Origin of the sequence: Pseudomonas sp. RC3H12, assembly GCF_018596375.1 — a bacterium.
Classification (GTDB): Bacteria; Pseudomonadota; Gammaproteobacteria; order Pseudomonadales; family Pseudomonadaceae; genus Aquipseudomonas.
This window is the reverse complement of record NZ_CP075595.1, coordinates 1,895,878-1,907,744: the sequence shown is the minus strand read 5'-3', so window position 1 is coordinate 1,907,744 and position 11,867 is coordinate 1,895,878. Positions and strand designations below refer to the sequence as shown.

Here is an 11,867-nt window from a genome sequence, read left to right as displayed (position 1 = left end):
GGAGCTTGCCCGCATGAACCGTTCCTTCCTGCTTGCCGCCCTGCTCGCCTCGCCCCTGGCCTTCGCCGCCGGTACCGGCGCCACCTACCCTGACGACCCGCACAATCCGGCGCCCAAGCCCGGCGTGGACAGCACCCTCAACCCGATCGAAAAGCCCATGCCACGGGATACCGACCCGCGGATCAAAGGCAATGACCCGGACAGCCCGCCAGCCGAGCAGAACGATGATCGTGATCTGCCGGGGATGGGGGACAGCGGCTCGGAGGGGATGGGGCGTGATGGCGCAGGGTCAGGCAACGGCGGCAAGCCCTGAGCTTTGTGGAAGCGGGCTTTACTCAGCGCTGTAGCAAAATCCTGGCCTGGCAGCCAGTCAAGCCCATCGTCGGTTTGCCGGCGATGGGCTGCATGGCAGCCCCAAAGACGCGAAACTGACAGGCCATTAGCATGCCCGCTCACCACTGCCGCTTGTCCGGCCGGGTCAACCCGAGTTTCTCGATCTTGTAGCGCAGCATGTCCCTCGACAATCCCAGCAACCGTGCCGACTTGGTAACGTTCCAGTCGGTGCGGTCCAGGGTACGACAGACCATATCGCGCTCCATGTCCGGCAAGCTTGCCGCTGCCGGGGGCTCGTGGCGCGGCGCCTCGAATGCCAGCACCTGCGCCGGCTGTGCCAGCGGTTCGTCGACCAGGGTCATGCACAGGTTCAGCTGGTGGGCGCCGATCACTTCGCTGGGCGCCAGCAACACCGTCTGCTCGAGCATGTTGCGCAGTTCGCGCACATTGCCCGGCCAGCTGTAACCCAGCATCAGCGCCTCGGCCTCGGCCGAGAAGCGCAGGTTGGGCTTGCCATAGCGCCGCCCGTGGTGGGCCAGGAAGTGCCGGGCCAGGCGCAGGATGTCCTGGCCACGGGCAAACAGGCGCGGCACCTTGAGGGCGATGATGCGCAGGCGGAAGAACAGGTCGCGGCGGAACTTGCCCTGCTGGACCATCCGCTCCAGGTTGCAGTTGGTGGCGCTGATCACCCGCAGGTCGACCTTGCGCTCCTTGACCGCGCCGATGCGGCGGATGGTGCGGTCCTCCAGCAGTTTGAGCAGCTTGGCCTGCAGCACCAGGTCCATCTCGCCGATCTCGTCGAGGAACAGGGTGCCGCCGTCAGCCGCCTCGACCAGGCCCACGCGACGCTCCTTGGCATCGGTGAACGCGCCTTTTTCGTGGCCGAACAGTTCGGCCTCCAGCAGGTTGGCGGGAATCGAGGCGCAGTTGAACTCGATGAACGGCCCCTTGGCCCGGCTGCCGTCGAAATGCAGGGCGCGCGCCACCAGCTCCTTGCCGGTACCGGTCTCGCCCTCGACCAACACTGGCGGCAGGTCGCCGCTGGCCATGCGCCGTTCGGCATCGAGCAGCTGCTGCAAGGTGTGCTTGAGCTCTAGCATGGCCGGCGACTCGCCGATCAATGCCTGCAAACCGGACTTCTGCGCCTCCCGTTCCTGGTAGAACGACAGCGTGCGCTCCATGCGTTCGGCGGCCAGGGCCTTGTCCAGCATCAGCTTGAGCTCGGCCAGCACTACCGGCTTGGTGAGGTAGTGGAACGCGCCCTCCTTCATGGCCAGCACGGCGTCTTCGACGTTGCCGTAGCCGGTCATCATGATCACTTTGAGCTCCGGCGCCTGGGCTACCAGCGAGCGCAACAGGTCGTGGCCGCTCATGCCGGGCAGCGAATTGTCGGTCAGCACGGCGTCAGGCCGGGCGCGCTTGATCTGCTCCAGCGCCAGTTCCGCGTTGTGGCACACCGTGACCTCGAACCCTTTGAGGCTCAGGTAGGTGCGAATGTTGTCGGCAAGGATTTCATCATCCTCGACCACCAGGATGCTGTGCTCCATGGTCCTCTCCCGCTGCAATATTGAAAGTCAGGCTGACGCGGGTTCCTTCCTCTTCGCGGCTGGTCAGTTCGACCGCGCCGCCAAAGCGTTCCATGATCCTTTTGACCAGGGCCAGGCCAACACCCAGGCCGCCTTGTTTGGTGGTGAAGAACGGCTTGAACACCATGCGCCGCTGCTGCTCGCTCATGCCCTTCCCGGTATCGCTGAGCTGCAGTTGCGCCTGCTGCCCCTCCAGCTGGCGCACCTCGGCGCGCAGCTCGCCGCCTTGGGGCATGGCCTCCAGGGCGTTGGCAAACAGGCTGTTTAGGATCTGCGTCAGTTGCAACGGTTGGCTGGCCACCCATTGCGTCGCAGGCCCGACGAAGGCGAAGCGCACGTTGTTGCGCTCGATCTGCGGAGCGAAGGCCTGCCGCGCATCCTCGACGGCCGCCACCAGGTCGACCGACTCGGCTTCGTCGCTGGTCGGGCGCAGCGATACCAGCAAGTCGCGGACCCAGCGCGACATGCGATCGACCTGGGTGATGATGTCACCGATGTTCTTCTGCGCCGCCGGGCTGGCGATGTCCTGGGCCAGTTCTGCGCTGGAGCGGATATTGGCCAATGGGTTGCGCAAACTGTGAGCCACCGCCGAGGACATCTCGCCCAGGGCCACATAGGTCTCGCTGGCCACCAGGCGGTCTTGCTGGTGATGCAGCAGGCTGGCGGCGCGGCGCACGATCCAGAACAGGCCGAAGTAGATCAACGCCCCTCCGACCAGGGTGGAAGCCCAGATCAGCACATAACCGCGATGGATGCGCCGCACCAGGTCATGCGGCTCCTTGTAGATCTCGACCATCGCCAGCACCTGCTCGCCCTGGCTGTCGAACAGCGGGATGTAGTTCTCGATGAACAGGTGCCGGGGCTCGCGCTGGAACTTCTGCTCTTCGCGGTCCTCGTCGGCCTTGTGATAGCTGGCCGACACCGACTTGCGCGAGCGGAAGGCGCGTTCCAGATCGTCATCTTCATCGATGCGCTTGCCGATCAGGTGCGGGTTGGTCGACCACACCACCGTGCGGTCGCGGGCATAGACATTGGCCAGCAAGGTGTCGGGCAGGTGCTCGACGTGGTCGAGGAACTCCACCCGGGTCGACTCGGCCAACTGCGGAGTGAACTGCAGGTGCTGCTGGTCGAGGCGCGGATCGAGCAACTCGCCCATGGTGATGCCCGGCGGCAGCTGCGAGTGCCGCACCTCGGCCTGGGCCATGGCCTGGATGAACTGGGCGGTGAGCATGGCATCGCGCTCGACGCTGTCGCGCACCACGAAACGTGTCGACACATAGCCCAATCCACCGGCCACCGAGGCGATGATCAGCAGGCTGACCAGCGAGAACCAGCGCAGCAGGTTGAACTCGTGCAGCGGCGTTGCCAACCCGCTGGCGGGAGGCGCGGCCTTGTCGGGGGCACCGTTTTCGAGCGTCTGCATCGCGTCGTTCCCACCTGAACGCCGATGAGGTTCACCGGCATGCTGCTCTGCTACCGGTGGTAGCAAAGTGATTCCATCGAACCTTTGCTGAAGGTGTCAGCGCAGGCTTGCGAGAGGTCTAGCAAAAAACCAGCCAGCAACTTGAATTTATGATTTTTCTTTATAAATCATTATGTTGAAGATCATTATTAATCTTGCTTGTTGGATAATTCCCCACTTTTGGGTAACGGTCACCCATTTTTGATAATTTCCTTATAAATCAGTGTATTGGACTCAATATCTATAGCTTAAGGTTAAGTTGATGCCACCCGAAAATTCAGCAGTACCCGGGTCCCTGCCCCCTCACGACTGCTCAACCGCACCGAGCCGCCGAAGCGCTCCATGATCCTTTTCACCAGCATCAGCCCCACGCCCACGCCGCCTTGCTTGGTAGTGAAGAATGGCCGGAAGGCCATGCGCTGCTGTTGCTCGTTCATGCCCTTGCCGGTATCCGAGAGCCGCAGGCTCAGATTACGCCGATCATTGCGCACCACTTCAACACGCAGCTCGCCACCGGCCTCCATCGACTCCAGGGCGTTGGCGATCAGGCTGCTGAAGATTTGCCCGAGCAGCGCCGGCTGGCCCAGCACCTGCACGCTTGGCAGCTCAGGCAGCAGCAACCGCACGCCGCCGCGCTCCAGCGCGTGGGCAAACGCCTGCAAGCTGTCGCGCAGGCTCTGGGCTACATCCACCGCCACGGCTTCATCGCCAAGCGGGCGCAGCGATTGCAGCAGCTCACGCACCCACTGCGACATGCGGTCGACCTGGCTGATGATGTCGCTGATGTTCTTCTGCGCCGGGCCATCGTCGAAGGCCTGGGCCAGCTCGGCGCTGGAGCGGATGCTGGCCAGCGGGTTGCGCAGGCTGTGGGCCACCGCCGACGACACCTCGCCCAGGGCCACGAAGGTTTCGTTGCCGATCAGCCGCTTCTGCTGCACCGCCACCAGCCGGGCGGCGCGGCGCATGATGCCGTACAGACCGACATACACCAGGCCGGCACCCGCGGCGATGGCCAGCCAGATCAGCAGCAGGCCGTGCTCGATACGCACGATCAGATCATGGGGTTCCTTGTAGATCTCGACCATCGCCATGACGTTTTCGCCGTCGGCGTCGAACAAGGGGATGTAGTTCTCGATGAATAGCTGCTCGGGCGGGGTGACGAACTTCTGCTCGCTGCGCGCCTGCTCGAAGTTGTGGTAGCTGGCCGACACCCGCATCTTGTACTCGAATGCCCGGTCGAGGTCGTCGTCCGATTCGATCAGCTTGCCGATCAGCGCCGGGTTGCTCGACCAGATCACCGTGCGATCAGGGGCGTAGATGTTGGCCAGGAGCATGTCCGGCAGGTGCGCGATATGGTCGAGGAACTCGCCACGGGCCCGGCGCCGGGCCTCAGGGTCGACATCGGGCAAGGCATGGTCGGTGCGCGGATCAAGCAGCTCACCCATGGTCCGCACGTTGGGAATCGAGACATGGCGCACTTCGGCGTCGGCGATGGAGGTGATGAACTGGGCGGTGAGCAAGGCATCGCGCTCGACGCTCTCGTCAATGATGAAGCGGCTTGAGATCAGGCCCAGGCCAACCCCCACCGACAGGATGATCGCCAGGCTGACCCAGGCGTACCAGCGCAGCAGGTCGAACGGCTTGCGCGCCTGGCCGATTTCGGCGGGCAGCAATGTGTCGGGACGGGGGGCGAGGTCCATGGCGGGCTCCGCGGCTGGGCACCTCTACAGGTTATAGCCCAGAGTTGGGGAAAGCATGGGTGAGGTGAGGCTATTGAGCGCGTGAGGGCCGCCAGGTGCTCACCGCAACCCTTACAGGCGCTGCAAGGATCACGGAGAACACCTCGCCGCTCAAAGCGGCGCATCCCCAGCCAGCCCGCGCAGCAGGCGATAGTCGCGCAACACATTCGGCACGTAGCGCAGGGTCTCGGCGAACGGCGGCACCACCCGTCCACGGCTGAGAACCGCCTCAGGCCCCGCGTTGTAGGCCGCCACGGCCAACGTGATGTCGTTGTCGAACAGCGTGAGCATGCGCTTGAGGTAGCGCGCCCCTCCCTGCACGTTGGCCTGTGGATCGAGTACATCCTTGACGCCCATCTCTTTCGCCGTGTCCGGCATCAGTTGCATCAACCCCGCCGCGCCCTTGGCCGAGCGCGCCTTGGGGTTGTAGCCGGACTCGGCCTTGATCAACGCGTGCAGCAACGCCGGGGGCACACCGTGGGCCAACGCCGCGGCCGCCACCAGGTCGGCGTAGGGTCGCCCGGTGATCAGTTGCGCATTGACCGGCCCGCCCGCTGTCGGGCGTTCGCTGATGACCCGGTCGTAATGCCGGCCCGGCCGGTGCACGTTGGACAGCACGAAGCCGCCCTTGCCATCGCTCGAGACATAGATGTCGGCCTGGGCGGCGAATGCCATCAGCCCCGCCACCAACCCCAGGATCAGTCCTCGCATGTCGTTCGCCTCCCGCCGCAAATAACCCAAGCGTGGCCCCCGATGTGGGGGAGATGCCCCGTTAACCCGGGCTTTTCGACTGCGACGCAAGCCGCGTGCCGCCTGCTGCGGCCCATGGCGCAAGGGCCCGAAGCAGACGTGCACGGCTGTTGCATGGCAGGGGTAAATGCACCGGAGGGTTTCACCATGCAACGCAGCATCCGTACCCAACGCGGCTTCACCCTGCTCGAACTGTTGGTGGTGCTGGTGGTGCTGGGCCTGTTGGCCGGCATCGTCGCGCCCAAGTACTTCAGCCAGCTGGGCCGCTCCGAGGCCAAGGTGGCCCGGGCGCAGATCGAGGGGCTGGGCAAGGCACTGGACCTCTATCGCCTGGAGGTAGGCCACTACCCCAGCAGCGAGCAGGGCCTGCAGGCCCTGGTGGTCGCGCCAGGTGGCGAAGCGCGCTGGTCGGGCCCCTACCTGCAGAAGGCCGTGCCACAGGACCCTTGGGGCCGCCCCTACATCTACAAGCAGCCCGGCGAGAACGGCGGCGAGTACGACCTGCTGTCGATGGGCAAGGACGGCCAACCCGGTGGTGACGGCGAAAACGCCGAGATCACCAGTTGGCAATGAGGGCCCCGGCCATGCGCTATCAGCTCAAGGCCCTGGGAAGCCAGGGCGTGGTGCAATTGCAGGTGGAGGCCGAGGACAGCGACCAGGCCCGGCGCCAGGCCGAGGACCAGGGGCTGCGCGTGCTCAGCGTGCGCAGCCAGGGCCTGGCCCTGCGACGACGCGTGGCGGCGTTCGATCTGATGCTGTTCAGCCAGGAGCTGACCACCTTGCTCGGCGCCGGCCTGCCGCTGATCGACGCCCTCGAGAGCCTGGCCGAGAAAGCCCCGGGCGGCGCCACGCGCAAGACCTTGGAGCAACTGGTGCGCCAACTCTATGAGGGGCGCTCGCTGTCCCAGGCCCTGGCCCTGCAGCCGCGGGTGTTCCCCACCCTGTACGTGGCCCTGGTGCAGTCCAGCGAACGCACCGGCGCATTGGGCGACGCCCTCACCCGCTACATCAGCTATCGCCAGCGGTTGGATCTGGTCCGCCAGAAGCTGGTCGGTGCCTCGGTCTACCCGCTGCTGCTGTTGCTGGTGGGCGGCGGCGTGGTGCTGTTCCTGCTGGGGTACGTGGTGCCCCGCTTCAGCCTGGTGTTCGAGGGCATGGGCAGCGAACTGCCGTGGCTGTCGCGGGTGCTGATGCAGATCGGTCTGTTCCTGCATGCCCAGCAACTACCCCTGGGGCTGGGCACGTTTGTCGGCGTCGGCACCCTGGTCGCCCTGCGTCGCCACCCGGCCGTGCGCCGTGGCGCCGGCCGCCTGCTGCGCCGACTGCCCGCGCTGCACCAGCGCCTGATGATGTATGAGCTGGCGCGCTTCTACCGGTCACTGGGGATTTTGCTGCAAGGGGGCATCCCCATCCTCACCGCACTGGGCATGGCCCGCGGCCTGCTGGGCAGCACCGCGGCCGAGGGCCTGGAGCAGGCCAGTCAACGGGTCGCCGAGGGCCTGCCGTTATCCGATGCGCTGCAGGCCGGCCAGCTGGTGACCCCCGTCTCGCTACGCCTGCTGCGCGCCGGCGAACAATCGGGCAACCTGGGTGAGATGCTTGAGCGTTGTGCCGACTTCCACGACCAGGAGATCGGGCGCTGGGTAGAGTGGTTCGTGAAATTGTTCGAGCCGTTGTTGATGACCTTTATCGGCCTGCTGATCGGGCTGATCGTGATTCTGATGTACATGCCAATTTTCGAGCTGGCATCGAGCATTCACTGATGCTCGCAAGAAAATGCAGCGGTTCAGTAGTCGAACCGCTCCACCGCCCTGCGCCGCTCGTTGTCGTCCCGTCGGTCATACCCGGCCGTGGTCTGGATATTGGCGTGGTGCGCCAGCTTCTGCGCGATCGACAGGTCGTGCTCCTCGATCACCCGGGTGATGAATGCCCGGCGAAAATCATGCGGCATGATCTTCGCCCCCACCTGCGCCCCGCGCTGGCGGGCGATGTAGTAGATCGCGTGCTTGGTGATGCGCGCGCGGGTGATGTGGCTGCCACGGCGGATGCGATTGAACAGGAAACTGTCGTCGCGCTCGCCGGCCGGCAGGTGCTGGCGGCGCAGGTCGAGCCAGGCCTGCAGCTTGTCGAAGGCCCAGGCCGGGGCGTACTTGACCAGCTGACGGTTGCCCTTGGCCAGCACTTGCACGCTGCGCTCCTGGAAATCCACCTGGTCAAGGTTCACATCGACCGATTCCGATTTGCGCATCCCGGTGCCGTAGAGCAACGCCAGGATGGCCGCGTCACGCACACCCTGAGGACGCGGGTCGGCGGCGCACACGTCCATCAGCTCGCGGATCAGGCTGCGCCGCAGGTTGCGTCCCGGCGGCAGGCGGCTACCGCCCGCTGGCTTGACCTCGCGGATCATCAACAACTGTTCGTGCTCGATCAAACCCTGGCGCCAGGCCTCGTTCATCACTCCACGCACGGCATTGACGTACAACGACGACGTGTTGGGCGCATAGCCATCGGCGCGCAGCGCAGCGACCAGGGCGATCACATGGCCGGGTTCCAGGCGGTGCCAGGGCACCTCGGCGATATCGCAGTCGGCAAACCCCAGGCGGTCGGCGGCGTCCTGCAGGATGTAGCGCATGGTCAGCTGGCTGGACGGGGCCAACCGGGCGAGGTACTGCAGCAGCGGATTGCGCAGGAGGTCGGTCACAACGGGGATCCTGTAGCAAGCCGCCCTGGCGATCGAGGCAAGGCGGCGCAAAGCGAGTCATTTCAACCATGACAAAGGTCAAAATGACAACATAGAAATGGGGTCATAATGACTGCAAAAGTGCCATCACCTTGATATTCAAGGCTTTTGAACGCTGGCATGGTTCGTGATGGTACCCCATTCAACCGTTTCGATCGAACCAAGGTCCTCGCCATGCTCGTCCAGCCGATCACCACCCGCCCCCGTCAGGCCCTCTGGGCCCTGGGTTTTCGACCCTTCTTCCTCGGCGGCAGTCTGTTCGCCCTGGTTGCCCTGCTGCTGTGGGCCGGCGTGCTGGTCGGCGCTTACGCGCTCGAGCCGGCCGGCGGCATGCTCGCCTGGCACCGCCACGAAATGCTGTTTGGCTTCGCTGTGGCCATCGTTGCTGGCTTCCTGCTCACGGCGGTGCAGAACTGGAGTGGCATCCCGGGTCTCAGTGGCCGACCGCTGCAGGGGCTGTTCCTGCTCTGGCTGCTGGGCCGGGCAAGTTGGTTCCTGCCCTTGCCCGCCTGGCTACTGGTGCTGATGGAGGGCGCGTTCCTGCCCCTGGTGGCGCTGGCCCTGGCGCGGCCGATCATCCAGCGTCGGCTGCGCAACAACTACCCCATCATCGGCCTGGTATTGCTCATCGCGGCTTGCCAGTGGCTGACCCTTGCAGGCTGGCTGCGCGACGACCCGCTGTGGCAACGGCGAGGCGTGCTGGCCGGGCTGTGGCTGGTGGCGGCGATGATGAGCGTGATCGGCGGCCGGGTCATCCCGTTCTTCACCCGCCGCGGCCTGGGCAACATGAGCCCGGCACCGGCCCGGCCCTGGCTGGACCGCGCCTGCCTGCTGGGCAGCGTGGCGCTGCCGCTGACCTATGTGCTGGGGCTCAACGATGCATCACACCCCCTGATGGCCGTGCTGTTCGCCGCCCTGGCCGTGCTGCATGGTATACGCCTGGTACTGTGGCACGACCGTGGTCTGTGGCATGTGCCGTTACTGTGGTCGCTGCACCTGGCCTATGCCTGGCTGATTCCCGCCTGCCTGGGGTTGGCGCTGTGGCATGCCGGGGTGCCGATCAACCCTAGCCTGGCCGCCCATGCGCTGACGGTCGGCGCCATGACCGGGCTGATCGTGGCGATGATGGCGCGGGTCAGCCTGGGGCATACCGGGCGCCCTCTTCAGGTACCCCGCAGCATGAGTTGGGCATTCGCGCTGATCCAGCTGGCGGCACTGGCCCGCGTGATCGTGGCGCCGTTCACGCCGCTGGGGCTGGGGTTGTCGGTATTGTTCGGCAGCGCGGCGCTGCTGCTGTTCCTCTGGCACTACCTGCCGATCCTGTTGCGTGCGCGGGTGGACGGCATGCCGGGCTAGCGGGCTTGCCCCGCGACAGGGCCGCATCTGGTCTACAGTTGAAGTCACGTTCAACCGCCAAGGGACCGCATGGCCTTCCACCACCTCACCCGCACTCACCCACGTCTGAGTATCGCCACCCTGGCCGGCCTGCTCGGCGGCTGGCTGATCCCCGCCGGCGATACCGTGCAGCATATCCTCGTCGGCTGGAACATCGGCGTCTGGCTTTACCTGGCCATGGTCCTGTGGCTGAGCCTGCGGGCCAATGCCGAGCGGGTGCGCAAGGTCGCCCGCATCGAAGATGAAAACGCCGGCCTGGTACTGATCACCGTGTGCGTCTCGGCCATCGCCAGCCTGGCGGCTGTCACCCTGCAACTGGTGTCCAGCCGCGGCCTGGAAGGCAGTGCCCTGGCCTTGCACTACCTGTACACCGGGCTGACGGTGGCTGGTTCCTGGTTGTTGATCGGCTGCATCTTCAGCCTGCACTATGCCCGGCTGTTCTACACCGGTGACCGCCATGAGCCCCCGCTGCGCTTTGCCGATGGCGAGCGCAACCCGGACTACTGGGACTTTCACTACTTCTCGTTCACCATCAATGTCGCCGTGCAGACCTCCGACATCGGCGTCGGCGGACGGGCCATGCGTCGGGTGGTGCTGGCCCATTCACTGGTAGGCTTCGTGTTCAATACGGCGATCCTGGGCTTCACCATCAATATCGCGGCCGGGCTGCTCGGCCAGGGCGCGTGAAGCACAGTTGCGGATGCGCTGGCATACCTGTGCCAGCACCTGCGCCTCGAGCACCAATCCCAGCCGCACATGCCCTGCTGCGCTGGGCCCGAAACCATCACCCGGCAACAGTGCCACGCCCTCTTCGCTCAACAGACGCTGGGCGAACGCCTGGGCGCTGAGCCCGGTGCCACGTATATCGAGCATCACGAACATGCCCCCGGCAGGCTGATGCGCATGGATGCCGGGGCAATCCTCAAGCGAAGCGCACACCCGGTCGCGCCGCGCCCGGTACACCTCGCGCATGCGCAGCACCTCATCTCCAGCCTGATCCAGAGCCACGCAGGCCGCCTGCATGACGAACTCCGGCAGGCCGAACAGCATGCTCATCACCAGGTTGCCGAGGTGCCGGGCGAACTGCGGCGGCCCGATCACCCAGCCGACGCGCCAGCCACTCATGGCGTGGGACTTGGACAGGCTGCCGATCGACACGCAGCGCTCGGCCATGCCCGGCAAGCCCAGCGGATTCGATGCCTCGCCGTCGTACAGCAGTGACTGGTAGACATCGTCGCAGATCAGCCACAGGTCGTGTTCCTGGCACAAGCGCGCCAAGCACTTCAGATCGGCCAGGCCGATTGCCGCCCCCGTGGGGTTGTGCGGGCTGTTGAGCAGAAGCCCGCGAGTACGCGGCGTGATCGCCCGGGCCACGGCCGATGGGTCCAGGCGGAACCCCTGCTCCGGCCGCACCGGCACCTGCACGGCGCGCGCGGCGCAGGCACCGAATACCGTGTGGTAGGTGACGTACATGGGCTCGGCGACGATCACCTCGTCATCGGCCTCGAACAGGCACTGGAAGGTCGCGAACAGCCCGCACTGAGCCCCGGCGGTCACCACCACCCGCTCGGCGTCAATGGCCTGCTGGCTGTGGCGCGCCACCGCCTGGCGCAGGGCGAGGCTGCCGCGCACATCGCTGTAATGGGTTTCGCCCCGACGCAGGCTGGCAATGGCGGCCTCGACCACCGGGGCTGGCGTGTCGAAGTCTGGATCGCCCACCGACAGCAGGAAGATCTCGCGCCCCTGGCGGCGCTGCTCAAGGGCCTGGTAGTGAATATCCCAGGCCGCGGCTGCGTGACCGGCGATGCGTTGGGTGAGCGTGGAATACCGCATGACTGTCTCCCTGTCTGCCGGCCGGCACC

11 protein-coding genes are annotated in these 11,867 nt (G+C 65.7%); 5 read left to right on the top strand and 6 right to left on the bottom strand.

The features are described from left to right. The first annotated feature begins 13 nt into the window (after positions 1-13). Positions 14-313, top strand: a complete 300-nt coding sequence (locus KHO27_RS08705) for a hypothetical protein (RefSeq protein ID WP_110699221.1) — start codon at positions 14-16, stop codon at positions 311-313. Between the two features lie 139 nt (positions 314-452). On the opposite strand, the gene KHO27_RS08700 is transcribed toward KHO27_RS08705, so the two are convergent. The 4 genes from KHO27_RS08700 to KHO27_RS08685 all read right to left on the bottom strand — a co-directional run bounded on the left by KHO27_RS08700 (position 453) and on the right by KHO27_RS08685 (position 5,831). Next, positions 453-1,880 (bottom strand): sigma-54-dependent transcriptional regulator, encoded by a 1,428-nt coding sequence (locus KHO27_RS08700; protein WP_214501617.1) that lies wholly within the window; start codon positions 1,878-1,880, stop codon positions 453-455. Then, positions 1,849-3,342 carry a sensor histidine kinase gene (locus KHO27_RS08695; protein WP_110699225.1) on the bottom strand — a complete coding sequence of 498 codons (1,494 nt, stop codon included), beginning with the start codon at positions 3,340-3,342 and terminating at the stop codon, positions 1,849-1,851. The genes KHO27_RS08700 and KHO27_RS08695 overlap by 32 nt, the downstream gene beginning before the upstream one ends. A 293-nt stretch (positions 3,343-3,635) precedes the next feature. Continuing rightward, positions 3,636-5,081 carry an ATP-binding protein gene (locus KHO27_RS08690; protein ID WP_110699227.1) on the bottom strand — a complete coding sequence of 482 codons (1,446 nt, stop codon included), beginning with the start codon at positions 5,079-5,081 and terminating at the stop codon, positions 3,636-3,638. A 150-nt stretch (positions 5,082-5,231) separates the two neighbouring features. Beyond that, complete coding sequence (locus KHO27_RS08685) at positions 5,232-5,831, bottom strand: lytic transglycosylase domain-containing protein (protein WP_110699229.1); 600 nt, start codon at positions 5,829-5,831, stop codon at positions 5,232-5,234. A gap of 186 nt (positions 5,832-6,017) precedes the next feature. Here KHO27_RS08685 and gspG point away from each other — a divergent pair, with 186 nt between their 5' ends. Further along, positions 6,018-6,443 carry a type II secretion system major pseudopilin GspG gene (gene gspG, locus KHO27_RS08680; RefSeq protein ID WP_038706070.1) on the top strand — a complete coding sequence of 142 codons (426 nt, stop codon included), beginning with the start codon at positions 6,018-6,020 and terminating at the stop codon, positions 6,441-6,443. A gap of 11 nt (positions 6,444-6,454) precedes the next feature. Further along, positions 6,455-7,633: a type II secretion system F family protein gene (locus KHO27_RS08675; protein ID WP_110699231.1), complete on the top strand. Its 1,179-nt coding sequence runs from the start codon at positions 6,455-6,457 to the stop codon at positions 7,631-7,633. Between the two features lie 23 nt (positions 7,634-7,656). Here KHO27_RS08675 and KHO27_RS08670 read toward each other — a convergent pair whose 3' ends face one another. After that, positions 7,657-8,571 carry a site-specific integrase gene (locus tag KHO27_RS08670; protein WP_110699233.1) on the bottom strand — a complete coding sequence of 305 codons (915 nt, stop codon included), beginning with the start codon at positions 8,569-8,571 and terminating at the stop codon, positions 7,657-7,659. Between the two features lie 213 nt (positions 8,572-8,784). On the opposite strand from KHO27_RS08670, the gene KHO27_RS08665 reads away from it, so the two are divergent. Next, positions 8,785-9,966, top strand: coding sequence for an NnrS family protein (locus KHO27_RS08665; RefSeq protein WP_214501616.1), 1,182 nt, complete (start codon positions 8,785-8,787; stop codon positions 9,964-9,966). 69 nt (positions 9,967-10,035) lie between these two features. Further along, the gene (locus KHO27_RS08660; protein WP_102683921.1) at positions 10,036-10,692 is read left to right on the top strand and encodes a DUF1345 domain-containing protein; all 657 of its coding nucleotides are present in this window, start codon (positions 10,036-10,038) and stop codon (positions 10,690-10,692) included. Here KHO27_RS08660 and KHO27_RS08655 read toward each other — a convergent pair. Next, entirely contained in the window at positions 10,609-11,838 is a 1,230-nt protein-coding gene (locus tag KHO27_RS08655; RefSeq protein WP_214501615.1) for a pyridoxal phosphate-dependent aminotransferase, read from the bottom strand. The genes KHO27_RS08660 and KHO27_RS08655 overlap by 84 nt on opposite strands. Positions 11,839-11,867: the final 29 nt, after the last annotated feature.